At 40.5% G+C, this 17,493-nt stretch carries 16 protein-coding genes; 10 read left to right on the forward strand and 6 right to left on the reverse strand.

Annotated elements, in window-relative coordinates; all coding sequences use genetic code 11:
- Positions 1-8 precede the first annotated feature (8 nt).
- Complete coding sequence (locus tag M1F03_RS13205) at positions 9-1,673, reverse strand: ATP-dependent nuclease (protein WP_154621788.1); 1,665 nt, start codon at positions 1,671-1,673, stop codon at positions 9-11.
- A gap of 456 nt (positions 1,674-2,129) precedes the next feature.
- On the opposite strand from M1F03_RS13205, the gene M1F03_RS13210 reads away from it, so the two are divergent.
- The 6 genes from M1F03_RS13210 (at position 2,130) to artM (ending at position 7,660) form a co-directional block, all read left to right on the forward strand.
- Positions 2,130-3,029, forward strand: a complete 900-nt coding sequence (locus M1F03_RS13210; protein WP_154635650.1) for a lysine exporter LysO family protein — start codon at positions 2,130-2,132, stop codon at positions 3,027-3,029.
- A gap of 142 nt (positions 3,030-3,171) precedes the next feature.
- On the forward strand, positions 3,172-4,647 hold the full coding sequence (locus M1F03_RS13215) for a DUF2867 domain-containing protein (RefSeq protein ID WP_163862669.1): 1,476 nt from the start codon (positions 3,172-3,174) through the stop codon (positions 4,645-4,647).
- A gap of 104 nt (positions 4,648-4,751) precedes the next feature.
- Positions 4,752-5,480, forward strand: a complete 729-nt coding sequence (gene artP, locus M1F03_RS13220; RefSeq protein ID WP_154622379.1) for an arginine ABC transporter ATP-binding protein ArtP — start codon at positions 4,752-4,754, stop codon at positions 5,478-5,480.
- Positions 5,481-5,498: 18 nt separating this feature from the next.
- Complete coding sequence (gene artJ / locus M1F03_RS13225) at positions 5,499-6,242, forward strand: arginine ABC transporter substrate-binding protein (RefSeq protein ID WP_154622378.1); 744 nt, start codon at positions 5,499-5,501, stop codon at positions 6,240-6,242.
- A gap of 12 nt (positions 6,243-6,254) precedes the next feature.
- Positions 6,255-6,995, forward strand: coding sequence for an arginine ABC transporter permease ArtQ (gene artQ / locus M1F03_RS13230; RefSeq protein ID WP_251464526.1), 741 nt, complete (start codon positions 6,255-6,257; stop codon positions 6,993-6,995).
- Complete coding sequence (gene artM / locus M1F03_RS13235; protein WP_196714116.1) at positions 6,992-7,660, forward strand: arginine ABC transporter permease ArtM; 669 nt, start codon at positions 6,992-6,994, stop codon at positions 7,658-7,660. Before artQ ends, artM begins: the two co-directional genes overlap by 4 nt.
- 228 nt (positions 7,661-7,888) lie before the next feature.
- Here the strand turns inward: artM and rlmC are convergent, their stop codons facing one another.
- From rlmC to M1F03_RS13250, 3 genes are all read right to left on the reverse strand, one after another.
- Entirely contained in the window at positions 7,889-9,034 is a 1,146-nt protein-coding gene (gene rlmC / locus M1F03_RS13240) for a 23S rRNA (uracil(747)-C(5))-methyltransferase RlmC (RefSeq protein ID WP_251464527.1), read from the reverse strand.
- A gap of 11 nt (positions 9,035-9,045) precedes the next feature.
- Positions 9,046-9,543 (reverse strand): YbjN domain-containing protein, encoded by a 498-nt coding sequence (locus M1F03_RS13245; protein WP_154622374.1) that lies wholly within the window; start codon positions 9,541-9,543, stop codon positions 9,046-9,048.
- A gap of 129 nt (positions 9,544-9,672) precedes the next feature.
- Positions 9,673-10,002 carry a YbjC family protein gene (locus M1F03_RS13250; protein ID WP_154622373.1) on the reverse strand — a complete coding sequence of 110 codons (330 nt, stop codon included), beginning with the start codon at positions 10,000-10,002 and terminating at the stop codon, positions 9,673-9,675.
- Between the two features lie 240 nt (positions 10,003-10,242).
- On the opposite strand from M1F03_RS13250, the gene M1F03_RS13255 reads away from it, so the two are divergent.
- Positions 10,243-10,506: a GrxA family glutaredoxin gene (locus M1F03_RS13255; protein ID WP_004918038.1), complete on the forward strand. Its 264-nt coding sequence runs from the start codon at positions 10,243-10,245 to the stop codon at positions 10,504-10,506.
- Between the two features lie 243 nt (positions 10,507-10,749).
- Here M1F03_RS13255 and M1F03_RS13260 read toward each other — a convergent pair whose 3' ends face one another.
- Positions 10,750-11,169: a secondary thiamine-phosphate synthase enzyme YjbQ gene (locus M1F03_RS13260; RefSeq protein ID WP_163863635.1), complete on the reverse strand. Its 420-nt coding sequence runs from the start codon at positions 11,167-11,169 to the stop codon at positions 10,750-10,752.
- A gap of 181 nt (positions 11,170-11,350) precedes the next feature.
- On the opposite strand from M1F03_RS13260, the gene ybjG reads away from it, so the two are divergent.
- The 3 genes from ybjG (at position 11,351) to M1F03_RS13275 (ending at position 15,635) form a co-directional block, all read left to right on the forward strand.
- A complete protein-coding gene (gene ybjG / locus M1F03_RS13265; RefSeq protein WP_196714118.1) occupies positions 11,351-11,959 on the forward strand; it encodes an undecaprenyl-diphosphate phosphatase in 609 nt (202 codons plus the stop codon).
- Positions 11,960-12,819: 860 nt separating this feature from the next.
- The gene (locus tag M1F03_RS13270) at positions 12,820-14,136 is read left to right on the forward strand and encodes a serine/threonine transporter (protein WP_154622052.1); all 1,317 of its coding nucleotides are present in this window, start codon (positions 12,820-12,822) and stop codon (positions 14,134-14,136) included.
- 131 nt (positions 14,137-14,267) lie between these two features.
- The gene (locus M1F03_RS13275; protein WP_154622053.1) at positions 14,268-15,635 is read left to right on the forward strand and encodes an L-serine ammonia-lyase; all 1,368 of its coding nucleotides are present in this window, start codon (positions 14,268-14,270) and stop codon (positions 15,633-15,635) included.
- A 497-nt stretch (positions 15,636-16,132) separates the two neighbouring features.
- On the opposite strand, the gene M1F03_RS13280 is transcribed toward M1F03_RS13275, so the two are convergent.
- Entirely contained in the window at positions 16,133-17,338 is a 1,206-nt protein-coding gene (locus M1F03_RS13280; RefSeq protein WP_163862675.1) for a serine hydrolase, read from the reverse strand.
- Positions 17,339-17,493: the final 155 nt, after the last annotated feature.

Here is a 17,493-nt window from a genome sequence, read left to right on the forward strand (position 1 = left end):
GATGTTACTTAGTAAGCTTTCCCCCTCGCTAGCCACGCGACTCGTGAAAACATGCTTTTGAGTTGTGATGGTATTGAGTCGGGCCCTAATTCTGCCGCGCGGTTAACAATGGCTATCGCAAGGTCAGGTTTTGAGGCTTTTGAAATCGCTTTAATAATCACTCGTCGCGTGGACACTTTTGCGTTATCAGGGATCCCTGATATTTCGTGGTAAAGATGCCCAAAGCCTTCACGATACAAAAAATGCTCCATATCGGGTGCGGGTAATCGTGTTAATCGGTCGCGCTCTGTATCATGCATTTTTTCAGCAAAACTAATCGCCGTTGCCGCATATTTTTTGCCTGCTTCATCACCATCAACCAATGTATGCCATTCTATACCCATTCCATTGGCAAACTTTAACAAAGGCTTAAGACCACTTTGTGCAAATTCAATCACCTTGATCCCTTCGGTTTCAAAGTAATAATTACATTGTCTGGCTAACTCATTCATCAACCAAATTTCAGTTTCTCCTTCCACCAGTAACCAACAGCGAGCAAACATTGCAGAAGGCCGGTTAAAACGGATATGAAAGGAGATTTTACGAATTTCTTCTGCGGATAACTCATTCTCTCGTAAACGGTAAGCAGAGACTTTGCCGGAATCCCGTACTAAACGGCAAATATTTTCAATGGGAACCTGTGATAAAAGCTCCCCTGAGTTTGTTGTCGTAAGACGTTGTAGCGAAAAAAGATTTAACAGCCCCCAAGCAATCGACAACATAATCGGGTGTAATCGTGTCTCAGGGTCTTCGACAATGACGAGAGGCCGAGCATACTTATCCAGTTGCATATTGCCTTTTGATTGTAGCAGAGAAGAAAACATTCCTAATATAATCAACCGGATATTACGTTGATTGGGTTTAGCAATAATGCGGCTGATATTATCTAAAGCCTGCCAACCTCGTTTGCGAGGCTCAATTTTAATCGTTTCATTCTTTTCTTGAAACATGAATGCGCTTTGCCCAGCAAAATAATGGCTGAGTAATTGCTGCATTGCATCAACGCCTTCAACTAACTCTTCATCGCTCAGCCTTTGTGGGTTATTGATCAAGGCTCGCGTCAGTTCTTCCATACGTACATTAAAAATATCACGAACTTCTTTTTCACCTGACACAATGGTCTCGGTGTTTAATGAGGGGAGAAAACGGGCGTCACGTAAACGGATAACAGGGTACAAACGAATAATTTCTTTAATATACTTACCGACATTATCCAAAGATAACTTGTTTCCTCCCGCATTAAGGAAACTACGATCAACACTAATGCTTCCATCGTCATTTAATACTGCACTAACACGATAAAAAATATGTTTTAAATCATCACCATTATCGACCCAAACAGAACTAAGATGACGAAAACGAAATGAACGATGGCGTCCGGGCCGATTTTCACAAAATTTAAGCACTATCTGTAATGAACGAAACCGCGAAGTGTCATCGCCCGTTGGATGATAAAAGTCGTGCTTATTAAACTGATAATGTTCCTGTTCTGGTGAAAGTAAGAGAGTCAATGCATCTAAAAGACTCGACTTTCCCCACGAGTTTTCACCTACTAAAACCGTATTTTTATTCAAAGCTAATGAGAGCCGGTTAATCCCTCTAAAACCGTATATTTCCACACGTTCCAGATACATACACCCTCTCCTTGCTATTCACTATTTTTAGAGCTTACCTTATTAACCGATAGACTGACTATAAGAGTGCTCAAAAATTAAATATATTTACATCAATATATACTCTAAATAATTCGACACGTAGTAAAACAGTAGATAAATGGATTGGAAAAGCATGTAGAGCCAAATCGCTAACAAAAATGCAGGTAGTCAACCATTCAATACACTTGTAGTATACCGAGTATAGCGAACCATATTGAGCATCTATTTTTAGTGTTATAAAATAGTTAAACTTTATTTTTTAGTCTTTTTATCCTATTTTTTATCGATAGCTAGAGAAAAAGACGTTGCTGTAATAGTTGTTGTAATAAAAGTATTTGGCCTGCTGTTATAAAAACAGGATACAGGCAAAATCATTTTAAAATATAATAATGATTATATAACTCCTTGTTAATGGGATAAATTTAAGGATGCAAAATGTATTCAGGACTACTCATTATTTTACTACCGTTAACACTAGGTTATCTTATCCCTATAAAAAATAAAAAGATCTTAGATATTACCCATCGTGCATTAAATTCAATGGTATATATCATTTTATTTTTAATGGGGGTTACACTCGCCTTACTTGAAAACTTAAGTGTTCACCTCTTTTCCATTTTAATCTACGCACTAACATTTTTTGGTTGTATCTTTTCGCTCAACCTGATTTCACTCTTGCTATTAGATAAGCTTGATCCTTGGAAAATTCCAAAGCATAAACAAGAAAAACCGCCTTCACGTATCAAGATGGTTTTCGAATCACTCCAGCTATGTGGTGTTTTGTTAATCGGTTTCTTGGTCGGCTTAACCGGCTTTGATTTTCTTCACTATGCCGATAAAGGTAGCCAAATAGCTTTAATGGCCCTATTACTCTTAGTTGGCTTGCAACTACGTAACAGTGGCATGAGTATTAAACAGATATTAGTTAACCGTCGTGGTACAACGATTGCCTTTGTAATGGCCGTCAGTGCACTCGCAGGTGGTGCTATTGCTGCAATATTATTGGGTCTACCGGTCAAAATGGGACTGGCATTAGCCTCAGGTTTTGGCTGGTATTCCTTAACGGGTATCGTATTAACCGATGCTTACGGCCCTGTTATGGGAAGTGCCGCGTTCTTTAATGACCTTGCTCGTGAACTTGCCGCAATTATGCTAATTCCTCTAATGATTAATCGCTACCGTTCTACGGCTTTAGGGATATGTGGCTCCACGTCAATGGATTTTACACTTCCCGTTCTCCAGCGTAGTGGAGGGGTTTCTATTGTTCCCGCAGCGATTGTTCATGGCTTCGTGCTGAGTCTCGTTACCCCTATCTTAATGGCCTTCTTTACCTAACCCCCTTTTTCTTTATATCCACCTGCTTATTCATGACTAAGTGAATAAGCAGGTATCCTAAAATGACGATATTTAACAGCGCTTTACATAAGTAGAATTTCAGTCACAATAGCGTTAGATGAGTGCGAAATAGGAAACCAACATGAGTGAAAAACAACGTATTTTAGTCTTGGGAGCGAGTGGCTATATCGGGCAGAATTTAATCCCTGAATTAATTAAACAAGGCCATCAAGTGACAGCAGCAGCAAGACGTGTAGATTGGATGCTCTCCCAAGGTTGGCAAGACACGCAATGCATCTATGTTGATTTACAAGATCCTGAAACACTCAACGATATTATGCAGGAAATCGATATTGTCTATTTCCTCGTTCATAGCATGGCGGATCAAGCCAATCTCATTGAACGTGAACGCACTGCGGCACGTCATGTTCAGCAAGCGCTTGATGAGTCTAATGTAAAACATGTCATTTATCTTAGTTCATTACAGCATGGCCATAGTTATTCACAGCATTTAATCTCTCGCCGTTTAACCGGAGAGATCCTGCGCGAAAGCAAAGTGCCTGTCACCGAAATTCGCTCGGCTATCATTGTTGGCTCGGGTTCCGCCGCCTTTGAAATCATGCGTGATATGGTTTACAACTTAGCCATTTTGACTCCGCCACGTTGGGTTCGCTCAAAATCATCACCAATCGCATTGAGTAATATCCTTTATTATTTAACTGAATTCGCAAAACTGCCTGTCACGGAAGATCATATCTATGATGCCGGTGGCCCAGAATATATGAGCTACCAAGAATTATTTAAACGCTTTATCAAAATCAGCGGCAAACGTCGGTTACTGATCCCTATTCCCATTCCAATCAGTATGATTTCGGTACATTTCATTAGTCTAATCACTTCAGTACCACCTTCCATTGCGAAAGAGTTGATCCAAGGCCTACAACATGATCTGCCAGCGGATGATAAAGCGCTACGCCAATTGATACCACAAACGTTAGTTTCATTTGATGATGCTGTCAGAATGACTTTGTCTCAAGAAGCCGATGCGATCGATAATGCAGATTGGGGATACGATCCTGAAGTTAAAAAACGTTGGCGCCCAGGTTATGGTTTTTATCCTAAACAAGCAGGTTTTACCCTCGGTACCTCCGCCAGCACAGAATCTTTATGGCACGTCGTACAACAAATTGGGGGGAAAGATGGCTACTTTTATGCCAATGCCCTTTGGAAGACCCGTGCGATTATGGATGACATGATGCTAAACAAGGTGAAATATGGTCGGCCTGATCGCGAAGAACTTCAGCTAGGTGATGAGATCGATGGCTGGAGAGTGATTAATATCGAACCAGAAAAACAGCTTAGTTTATTATTTGGTATGAAAGCGCCAGGTTTAGGCCGTCTCACCTTTACGATTCATGATACCGGAAGTCGCCGTTCAATTGATGTGCGTGCTTGGTGGCATCCTGCTGGCTTCAGTGGATTACTGTATTGGTTCGCCATGATGCCAGCACATTTATTTATTTTTAAAGGAATGGCAAAACGCATCAGTGAGCTGGCTTTTGAACGCGATAAACAGCGTGCTCATAAACCACAAACAGAGCAATTATCTTCAAAATAATCATTGATTGAAGATAAAAACCAAATTTTTATGCATGCAATATTGCATAAATATGCTTACAGGATTAATATCTGTGTCAATTAAACAAGGTATTATTGGTAAGCATGAGCATTCAATTAAAAAATATAAACTGTTTTTACGGCTCTCATCAGGCACTTTTTGATATTAACTTAGAGTGCCCAGCCGGAGAAACCATGGTGTTACTCGGTCCAAGCGGCGCTGGTAAAAGCTCTTTATTACGCGTGTTAAATCTGCTCGAGATGCCACGTTCAGGTTTGCTTAACATTGCAGGTCAGCAATTTGACTTTGCATCTACACCCGATGCCAAGGCGATCCGTGCATTGCGCCAAAATGTAGGTATGGTATTTCAACAATACAACTTGTGGCCACATTTGACCGTTTTAGATAACCTTATTGAAGCACCATGCCGAGTTTTAAAGCTGTCACGTCAAGAAGCAAAAGCCAAAGCGGAGAAATTGCTAGAGCGTTTACGCCTAACACAATTCGCAACACGTTTTCCGTTACATTTATCGGGTGGTCAACAACAACGTGTTGCCATTGCCCGTGCACTGATGATGGAACCCCAAGTGCTGCTATTTGATGAACCTACTGCGGCACTTGATCCTGAAATTACGGCACAAGTTGTCGATATTATTCGGGAATTGTCAGCAACAGGAATTACACAGGTTATCGTTACTCATGAAGTAGAGATCGCCCGTAAAGCCGCTAGCCGTGTGGTGTATATGGAAAACGGCCATATTGTTGAACAAGGGGATGCTAGCCACTTCACTGCTCCTCAAACTCAAGCATTTGCAAACTATCTGTCACATTAATAGATATAGGATTAAGCAATGAAAAAAATGATATTAGCTGCACTACTTGGCGCTGTAACCTTATCTGCAACTGCGGCGGAAAAAGAGACTATCCGTTTTGCAACAGAAGCAACATACGCACCATTTGAAATGTTCGATAAAAATAACCAAATCGTTGGCTTTGATGTTGATTTGGCAAATGCTATGTGTGAAAAAATGAATGCGACATGCACATTTACTCACCAATCCTTCGATAGCTTGATCCCAAGTCTAAAATTCCGTCGTTTTGAAGCATTAATGGCAGGAATAGATATTACGCCAGATCGTCAAAAACAAGTTGATTTCACGGATACTTACTATCCTAACTCAGCCGAATTTATCGCCATTAAAGAGAAGGTTTCTTCGGTCGATCAACTGCAAGGTAAAAAAATTGGTGTACAAAACGGAACAACTCACCAAAAATACATCATGGAACAACATAAAGGTATGACAACTGTGCCTTATGATAACTATCAATCTGCCATTCTTGACCTACAAAATGGCCGTATTGATGCCGTGTTTGGCGATACTGCGGTTGCCGACGAATGGCTAAAAGCTAAAGGTAACGAAAACTTAGCACCTGTTGGTGAAAAAGTCACAGACCCACAATACTTCGGCATTGGTCTCGGTATTGCAGTACGTAAAGGTAATAAAGAGTTATTAGATAAAATGAATAAGGCACTCGCAGAAGTCAAAGCAGATGGTACTTATGACGTTATCTATAAAAAATGGTTTGAACAATAATCGATACTGTTAATGAATAATTTTCTTTTTCTAATAAGTGCCGCCGGTCTGACCGTCGGCCTTGCTGTTTCTGCCCTTATATTGGGTTTGATTCTCGCCATGCTATTCACAGCTTGGGAATCCGTTCGATTTAAACCAATCGCATTTTTAGGAACCTGTTGGGTAACGTTAATTCGAGGCTTACCAGAACTGCTGGTTGTCCTGTTTGTTTACTTCGGGACACTGCAACTGATAAACCTATTAGGCGATGGTATTGATATCAACCTTGGTTTCTGGCAAACCACCTTACAAATTGATCCAAGCATTTTCTTTGCGGAAAGTGGTGAGTTCGACTTTACGCCTTTTGCTTGCGGTGTGGTTGCACTGGCTCTACTGTATGCATCCTATGCATCACAGACGCTACGAGGAGCCTTAAAAGCCGTACCTTATGGGCAATGGGAAGCTGGTTTAGCCCTCGGATTAACTAAACGAACTATTTTCTTTCGCTTTATCATGCCTCAGATGTGGCGTCATGCGCTGCCCGGATTAGGGAACCAGTGGTTAGTTTTACTCAAAGATACCGCTTTAGTTTCTTTAATCAGTGTTAATGATTTAATGTTGCAGACTAAAACCATCGTTAACCGTACCCATGAACCGTTTACATGGTATGCGATTGTTGGCTTAATCTACTTAGCGATCACCTTATTGAGCCAAGTCATCCTAAAACGAATCGAGTTGCGTACAACCCGTTTTGAGCGAGGTGAATCGCAATGATCGATTTAATTCTTAATATTCTTCCTGGCTTACCGACCAGTTTATCATTGACGTTCAGTGCATTGTTTATCGCTTTTGTCTTGGCGGTAGTCTTTACATTGATTCTATCGTTGAAAACACCGGTGATTTCCCAAGCGGTGAAGGTTTACATCACGCTATTTACGGGAACCCCATTATTAGTGCAGTTCTTTTTAATTTATAATGGCCCTAGCCAATTTAAATCATTACAGAACTACCCTCTTTTATGGGATTTTATTTCGACACCATGGGTCTGTGCTGTAATTGCGTTGGCATTAAATAGTGCGGCTTACTCAACATTACTTTTCCACGGTGCGGTAAAAGCGATTCCTTCAGGACAGTGGCAATCTTGCCAAGCATTAGGTATGTCTAAAGCACAAACTATGCGCATTATTCTGCCTTATGCTTTCAAACGCTCTCTATCTTCTTATTCAAATGAAGTCGTGTTGATCTTCAAGAGTACATCATTAGCCAGTACCATCACGATGATGGATATTATGGGCTACAGTAGCCAAGTGTTTGGGCAAAGTTGGGATGTTATGGCGTTTGTCGCTGCTGGTATTATTTATCTTGTTGTTAATGCCATCTTAACCATTATTATGCGATTGATTGAGCGCCAAGCACTCGCGTTTGAACAACGAAGTTAAGCTTTTCATGATGGCATATTGCCATATGCCATCATGAAATTAGCGCCATCATATCCAATTCTACGAATTTACGTCGCAGCCACTCAACAGATGGCTGCAACTGTATCGTTCCTGTCTATCAGATACCTATCAAGTCAAAGCGCCATCACTCGCCATTATGCTCGGCGTAGCTTGCATTTCTCGAGGAGCAGTCAGCCACTTGCTAACATGCAAGTGACTGTGAATAAATCAATGCTTGTGTTCTGTGGAGACCTTGGCAAGCAAGGTTAGCACTTCATAATGCGATGTGTGAGGAAACATATCAAACAGCTGAACTTTGCGAACGTCGTAGCCGACCAATTGCTCTATATCTTTTGCCATTGTTTGCGCATTACAGCTCGAATATAAAATATAGTCTGGCTGCATTCTTGAAAGATAATCACACAGCGCTTTACCAATCCCACGCCTTGGTGGGTTGACTAAAACAAGTTGAGGAACACCTTCTTTAGCTGTCGCAAACTGAGTGGAATCTAACGCTTGGAATTCAACCCGCTGTAAACCCAGTTCTTGGGCTGACTGCTTTGCACAAGCGATAGCAGGTGCACTAATTTCAATGCCCGTTAATTTAGTTTGTTTATCAGCACAATGTAAACCAAAGCCGCCAACTCCACAGAAAAGATCCCATAAGCTATCAATCTTAAGTTCCCTTACCCATTCACGCGCTGTTTGATATAGCTGCGCAGCAACAACAGGGTTAGTTTGAAAAAAACTGTGAGGGCGTATAAACAAAGGAACTTGGTTAAACTCTTCCCGTAGAACCTGTTGATCAGTAAGATAGATTTCTTGCTCACCCTCTAAAATCGCCATATGAATAGGCTGTAAATTGACGGTGATAACGGCTAATTGTGGGAGTTGCTGCTTTAGCCAAGGTAATGCCTTTTTTAATTGCTCAACTTTTTTTTCTGAACGCAATACAAAGCGCAACATAAATTGCCCTGTATGCTGGCTCTGAGTTAACAAGATATATTTTAATTCCCCTCGTTTGCGTTCAATGTTATATGGCGTTAAGCCTGCACGCGCAATAAAAGGCTTAAGCACGTCAAACACGGGTTCGAAACCTTCAGTATAGAGAGGGCAATGAGTTAAGCTAACCGCCTGTCCTTGCGGGTTGATGATGCCAAATACAGGCTTTTCAACACTACCGCTAATGACCATTTTTGCTTTATTACGAAATCTGACCGAGGCGCTCGCAACGGGAGGCTGAAATACTGCTGCTGAAAGCGTAGGTAGCAGGAAAAACAAATTGTCTTGTTTTAGTCTAAGTTGTTGCTCAGCCGGTAATTCAAGCCACTGGCAGGAACGACATTCACCTGCCTCATATTTTTCACAATACATAATATAAAAATTTAGTGAAGGATCACGGAAGGATTATCATCAACATCAAGTTCAATGGTTTCTTCATCAAACTCATCTTGGTTAGCATAAAGTAGATTATTACTATAAATTTCAAACACAATTGATGATATTTGCTCTTCGGCTTGCTGTAAAAAATGACAAAACTGACGATAAGTCATCCCAGCTTCAAGAGAAAATGATTGGCTAACAATTAACTTAGGTAGGTTTTCGTTATTAATTTCTAAAAAGACTTTCGCCGTCAGCGAACTCGCATTAATTTGGCTAATATTTGCCACCAAAGTCACTATTGCGGTCGGTTTCAGCTCAGCTAAAGCAGAAAGAACCAGTACATTATTAATAATGTCCAGTTTAGCATCAAAGATACCTTCTATATTTTGCATATGAGGCAAATGCAACGCCGCGCATGAATCACACTCGAAATAGGACGTTTTGAGTTGATCGAGCCATTCACGCAATTGTGAGATGTCTGGGTAACAAATAGAATCCATGGGTAACAACCTTCTTCAACTCAAATAATAACAAATCGCCTGACTCTAACTAAACCAAACCGAACGTTTATGGTTAGAAAAGTGGATAATTTTCACACATCAACCGTGAAAACGCCAGTAAAACCATGCTCACTCATCCTTTTTCTCTTTTTCATCATCGTTATTTCGATTTTTTCTACTTCCCGGCCTTGCCGTTTTTTGACTATCAATCCCAAGAAAGCTTAATCGATGAATCGCACGCCAAACGATGTTAATCGTTGCAGGTATCAAGCAACCAATTCCAACCATCACTATCGCCACCATTGCATTTTTTTGCATCAATGGTTCAGGTAACGTCAAGTAACCATTCATGGCAAGTAATACAACAATGAGTAGCAGAATACCGATAGCTTCTAAAATTAAAATGGGTTTAGGTAGATCAGATAGTGAACGCATTTCACGTTGTGGCTTTTTATTCATCGTATACCCTTTGGTCAATTTTTATCAATAACCTACTCAAATTAGCAGATAGCTATGTCATGTCAGTGGCTGGCGCACATCAACCATCCTGTACTTTAAAATATGACCAACAGCTACTCACCGTATTATATGACAGACCTATACTAACAAAAGGAAAAATCATCTTTTATTTCTTTGCTGTTATAGGCATAGTATTGAGCATTGTGGATAAAAAACAGAATTAGTCATATAGGAGATACTATGTATACTGTGATTTTTGGTCGTCCAGGCTGCCCATACTGCGTGCGTGCGAAAGAGTTAGCGGAAAAACTGAAAAATGATCGTGATGATTTCGACTATCGCTATGTCGATATTCAAGCAGAAGGCCTCACCAAAGAAGATCTTTCAAAAACAGTAGGTAAAGAAGTTCTGACCGTGCCACAAATTTTTATCGATGAAAAACACATCGGTGGCTGCACAGATTTTGAAGCTTATGCCAAAGAGCATCTAGACCTTTATAAATAAGCATTCACTTTCAAGCGGTTCACGCCTTCCTTTGAGCCGCTTTCTTATCCAATTTGTGCTATTCCAGCCAGAAATTCAAAAATAAAGCAAATTTTTTTTCTTACATGCGAACTTTCTTATTGAGAAGGAGTCTTAATTTATGCCACTGCTTTTCTTTGATGTCCCCATATTGAGGAGCCCGATAGCCAACTTTACGTCTTACTGCTATCGGGTTTTTTGTTGCCCATTTTCAAGCGATCCCTCTTATTCCCCTTGTAATGTCAGAACGAGCCTACGCTGACCACCATAATTTCGATGTTCACATAGATAAATCCCTTGCCATGTTCCCATGTTTAATTGCCCCTTGCTCACAGGAATGGTCAAACTCGCCCCTAGAATGCTCCCTTTAAGATGAGCAGGCATATCATCACTTCCTTCATAATTGTGCTGATAGTAAGGTTCATCTTCAGGAACCATACGATTAAAAAAACGCTCAAAGTCCTTTCTTACCGTATAATCCGCATTTTCATTTATCGTCAATGAGGCTGAGGTATGTTGAATGAACACATTCAGTAACCCAATCCGAATCTGTTTTAGCTCTGGTAGCTGCTGTAAAATTTCCTCAGTAACAAGATGAAATCCCCTTTCTTTTGCCATTAGCTTTATTTCTTTTTGAACCCACATCACCTGTCCTTCCCCCATTTCATGTTTTTCATTGATAACCATTGAGCAAATCATCAACAAAACGTCAATTTATCGACTAATTTCACCAATATTAAGATAAAGGTACTTTACCTGTCATGTAAGAGACTTTACTCTCTCGCTTTATTGTCTTTAATATCACCATTTTCAGAGGTATACACTCGTGCTGGAACAACTTAATCTGGATCTTTTTAATCTCATTAATGCGGCCCCAGCGTCTGCAAGTGGTACTATCGCATTTGCAACCGTTATCGCTAAACGCTTAATTCTCCTTTTCCCCTTATTCACCGCAGCATGTTGGTTTTGGGGAGCACAACAAGACATGACTCGTCAAAGAGCCTTTGTGTGTAAAACTGCATATGCATTAGTGATTGGCTTAGCAATTTCATGGTTGATTGGTTTAGTCGCGCCTCACGACCGACCTTTTGTGATGGGTATTGGTACTAACTTCCTTGAACACGAACCGACTTCCTCGTTCCCTAGTAACCACGGAACGATTGTCTTTACCTTTGTATTTGCATTTTTATTCTGGCTAAGAACTTGGGTTGGCGTATTAATGCTTGTTCCCGCCATTGCTATTGCATGGTCACGCATCTATCTCGGGGTTCACTGGCCGTTAGACATGGTTGGCGCATTTATCTTAGGCCTAATCTCATGCGGATTAACTCAGATTTTTTGGTGCCTTATTGGCCATAAAATTCAAGCTCCTCTCACTCGCCTCTACCACATGATATTTGCGTCTCTGATCCGTAAAGGCTGGTTGCAAGCCTAATAATCTTATTAATCGGTACTGGCGTTATTTCCGCCAGTACCTAAGCTATTTAAATATTGCGTTGTATCAATATTTAGTTTTATTTTTTTATCCTTCAAATGAATAAAATAACGCTTTCCTCACAAAAAATAACAACAATTACTTAACAAATATTTCGTTACGTTTTTTAATTATTTTTTGCATCGAAAAATAAGTATTAACCTCTTCCTCTTATCACCTTATCGTTCATTAATGTATTTAGAATTAAAAAACTAAAAAAACAATAATTATTCACTAAGTGAATCACTTAACCACCAATAAAAATACCAATAAAAATCAATTCTTTATATAACTCACCGATTGAGTATAATATTTTTCACATTAACATTTTTTTCTTAAATTAATTTATTTCACTGTTATTTTTTTATATTAATTTAATTTATTAATATAATAATAAATTGCAGACTAAATATAAAAAGGCATATAACGCCCTTATCTTGGTTATTTTTCATTGTCACAAATAGCATTATATCCGTTAATCTTAAGGCAAATTTTTTAACATTTTTATAAAAATCGAAAAAAAGCATCATTAAAGACATTTTTCTCTTTTGAGAGTATGATCACGGTGATTTCTACTAATAATATGTACATTTGCACCATCAAAAACGGTTTATCAAATTTACATATAAAATTAACAAAACTGATTGAAAATAAATTTACTATCAGTTTTATATTTATTTCCAATCAGATTGTTACGTTGAAACAAAAACTGCACATTATATTTGGCGATATTTTGTTCGTACCAAAAGATTAAAACATCAGCGATGACTTATTGTCCTCGCTCAGATGCCTATTTTTTGACTTTTATTTCGGAGACTATTATGGATACAACTCGAGTTGGTTCCATCGATAAAACAGCCTCGCAAACAGTGGATGCCGCGGCTTGGCGTAAAACTGACACAGTATGGATGCTGGGATTATATGGTACAGCAATCGGTGCTGGTGTTCTGTTTTTACCCATTAACGCGGGGATGAGTGGATTAATTCCTGTTCTGTTGATGTTGGTATTAGCCTTCCCAATGACCTTTTTTGCTCACCGTGGCTTAACACGCTTTGTTCTTTCTGGTTCAAAACCCGAAGGGGATATCACGGAAGTCGTGGAAGAGCATTTTGGACGAACTGCCGGTAACTGGATCACCTTGCTGTATTTCTTCGCCATCTACCCTATTTTGCTGGTGTATGGGGTTTCAATTACCAATAACGTCAACAAATTCCTTACTGAACTCATGGGATTCGCCGCGCCACCACGTTGGTTACTTGCGCTGATCTTAGTGGGTGGGATTATGGCAATTGTTTCATTCGGTGAAAAATATATTGTTAAAGTGATGAGCATGCTGGTATTCCCATTCATTGCGGTCCTGCTCGCGTTCTCTTTATATATGATCCCTCATTGGAATGGCGCAGTACTGGATACATTAACAATGGAAGGTATTGCCGAAGCAGCAAAACACAGCGGTGGACAAAGCATGTGGGTGACCATCTGGTTGACAATCCCTGTCATGGTATTTGCCTTCAACCATTCACCGATTATTTCTGCCTTCTCTGTAGCGAAACGCGAAGAGTACGGTGCGCAAGCAGAGAAAAAATGTTCACGCATCCTAGCCTCTGCCCATATCTTGATGGTCTTTACCGTAATGTTCTTTGTGTTTAGCTGTGTGTTTACCCTTTCATCAGCTGACCTAGCGCAAGCAAAAGCTCAGAACATTAGTATCCTTGATTACCTTTCAGGCTACTTTGATCAACCTTTCATCAAGTTTGCTGCCGCTATCATCGCGTTTGTTGCTATAATTAAGTCATTCCTCGGTCACTATTTAGGTGCACGAGAAGGTTTTAATGGCCTAGTTGAGCGCGCATACCGTGCAAAAGGCAAAACAATTGATATCCGTAAGCTCAATCGTGGTACCGCTATTTTCATGTTGGTCACAACTTGGTTAGTCGCAACACTGAACCCTGGCGTATTGGATATCATTGAGAGTTTAGGTGGCCCAGTGATTGCGATCCTCCTGTTCTTAATGCCGGTATATGCGATTAGCAAAGTTCCTGCAATGCATAAGTACGCGGGTAAGTTTAGCAATGTGTTTGTCGTCGTGATGGGTCTGATTGCTATCTCCGCGGCAACTTATAAACTGTTCTTCTAAGCATACCTTTGAGGGAGGCGTGATCCACTCCGGCGGACATACCTCCCCTTCTCAATACAATAAGATGCCGGAATACACGGCATCACATGCCTAAAATATTAAGACTTTATTTTATATAGGAAGCGCTGAATATGATTAGCGTATTTGATATCTTCAAAATTGGTATCGGTCCATCTAGTTCCCACACCGTCGGCCCGATGAAAGCAGGTAAACAATTTGTCGAGGATTTGATCCAGCAAAATCGACTGACCTCAACAACACGAATTGTTGTTGACGTCTATGGTTCTTTATCACTAACGGGTAAAGGACATGCGACTGATATTGCTATTATCATGGGCCTCGCGGGTAATTTACCTGATACTGTTGATATTGACTCTATTCCCAATTTTATCCGTCACGTAGAACAAAGCGGCAAACTTCTGTTAGCCCAAGGCCAACATGAAGTGGATTTTCCTGTTGAAGGTGGTATGAATTTCCATTCAACCAATCTACCTTTGCATGAGAATGGCATGACCATTACGGCATTTAATGCAGATGATGTTGTTTACAAAAAAACCTATTACTCGATTGGCGGTGGATTTATTGTCGACGAAGAGCACTTTGGTCAATCGGATGAGCAATCAGTACAAGTTCCATATCCTTATCAATATGCCGCTGACTTACAAAAACATTGTAAAGAAACCGGCTTATCCCTCTCTGCATTAGTGATGCAAAATGAGCTTGCCTTGCACAGCAAAGAAGAAATTCATGAATACCTATCTGCCGTTTGGGATGTCATGAAAGCCGGTATTGAACGTGGTGTCACTACAGAAGGGTTATTACCGGGGCCACTGCGTGTTCCTCGCCGTGCAGCCGCTTTACGCCGTCAATTAGTCACTAGCGACAATACCAATATCGACCCTATGGCCGTTATTGATTGGATCAATATGTTTGCTTTAGCTGTAAACGAAGAAAATGCCGCTGGCGGCCGTGTGGTCACCGCACCAACGAATGGTGCATGCGGTATTATTCCTGCCGTGTTAGCTTACTACGATAAATTTATTCGCCCTGTTAACGAAAACTCTTACACCCGCTATTTCTTAGTATCTGGTGTGATTGGGTCATTATATAAAATGAATGCCTCTATCTCAGGTGCAGAAGTTGGATGCCAAGGTGAAGTCGGTGTAGCTTGTTCAATGGCTGCGGCAGGACTGGCTGAACTCATGGGTGGAAGCCCTGAACAAGTTTGTGTCGCTGCTGAAATTGCAATGGAGCATAATTTAGGGCTAACTTGTGACCCCGTTGGTGGCCAAGTACAAGTACCTTGCATTGAACGTAATGCGATTGCTGCGGTGAAAGCAGTGAACGCGGCACGTATGGCATTACGCCGCGTCAGTGACCCACGGGTATGTTTAGACAAGGTTATCGAAACCATGTATGAAACAGGTAAAGATATCAATGCTAAATATCGTGAAACCTCACAGGGCGGCTTAGCCATCAAACTAGCACATTGTGAATAATCCATAAAATACAAGTAACCATCTCTACGGAGGTGGTTACTGCTATTTTAAATCAGCAAATTAATGCGTAGAAAATATAATAGCGTCAGAAACTACGCTTTCCTTTTTATCTGGTAGCCCCCCTGTATTTTCCATCAAACGTCATTTAGGCAATCCACACACGCGATTTACTTCCCCCAATATCTTCGATTGTTATGCCAATGACCACGCGCCATTAAAAACCTAAGATATTGATAAATTGAAACTTACCGAGCTACCGTGATTGAGGCATTTGATTTGCTGACGTTAAAACGGGAAGAGATCTCTCCCTTCCCGTTTAGATTGGCGGGCTACTAAACCATAAGGTTTGCTTTTATTTATGTCGTTAACTTCGTTTTCTATCAAGACCATGGTAGAAAACGTTTATTAACACCTCATCTTCACATAGGCTTTATTGATATACCTAACCGTAGTAGCTGCTAATATCTCCCTGATTGAGATGTTTTTAACATAACAGTTTAACCAAAAATAGCCGTCCACCAGCCGCTAACCGTTTTAACGATATAATCCCAAATTCGGCCAAAGAACCCTCCTTCCTCAACAGCTTCTTTTACGACTAAAGGACGCTGCTCAATCACTTCATCATTCAAGATAAAGTTGACCGTGCCTACAGCCTGATTCTTAGCTAATGGCGCCTCAATTGAGGGATCAGACAGTGTATAACTCACTTTCAAATTCTGTAATTGCCCTTTTGGTATGGTAATAGCAGCATCTTTTTCTACGCCGAGTGCAACTTCTGATTTATCACCAAACCAAACTCGTTGAGTTTGTAATGTTTGATCAGCCTTTATTGGCGTGACGGTTTCAAAGAAACGGAATCCCCAAGTTAATAGTTTTTCACTTTCAGAAAAACGCACACGATCACTTGGCGCACCAAGCACAACGGAAATTAAACGCATTGGGCCATCTGTCGCTGATGCCACTAAATTATGCCCTGCCCCACTGGTATGCCCCGTTTTCACGCCATCCACGTTGAGGTTTTGGCTCCACAATAGACGGTTACGATTCGGTTGACGGATTTTATTAAACGTAAACTCTTTTTCTTTGTGTAATGCGTACTCTTCTGGTACATCGCGGATCATGGCTTGCGCTAGGATTGCCATATCATGAGCGGTACTGTATTGCCCTTCGGAGTCTAAGCCATGTACCGTTTTAAAATGGGTATTTTTTAAACCCAACTGCTGTACATATTGATTCATCAAACTCACAAACGAGTCTTGGCTACCTGCGACATAATCGGCTAATGCAATACTGGCATCATTACCCGATTGAATAACAACCCCTTTATTTAAATCCAATACTGACACTCGATCTTTTGGCTTCAAAAACATCAATGATGAACCTTTCAACACTGGGTTCCCCGTTGCCCAAGCATCGACGCCAACCGTTACCATATCTTGTGGGGTAATTTTGCCCGCTTTAATGGCTTGACCTACCACATAGCTCGTCATCATTTTTGTTAGACTTGCCGGATCTAACCGTTCATCTGGGTTGCCCGAGGCCAATATTTTACCGCTATCGTAGTCCATCAAAACGAAAGCTTTGGCATCAACCTGTGGAGCAACCGGTGTCTCTGCTGCATAAGAAAAACTGCTTACAGCAACTAAAAGGCCTAATCCAGTTCCTAGATATTGTGCCTTTAAGGTTAAAAATTTTCTGTTCATCGGTTACTCCTTTACAAATACTAAAACGGTTAATTCATTATTAATGTAGGACTTTTTACGCTATTAAGCTACACACAACAAATAAAGATTGTTCCCATAATGCAATTTCATCTATCTTAGAGACGATAAACAACGAAATATCAAATCATGGGGTA

It is taken from the genome of Providencia sp. PROV080, assembly GCF_033688105.1.
GTDB classification, from domain to species: Bacteria; Pseudomonadota; Gammaproteobacteria; order Enterobacterales; family Enterobacteriaceae; genus Providencia; species Providencia zhejiangensis.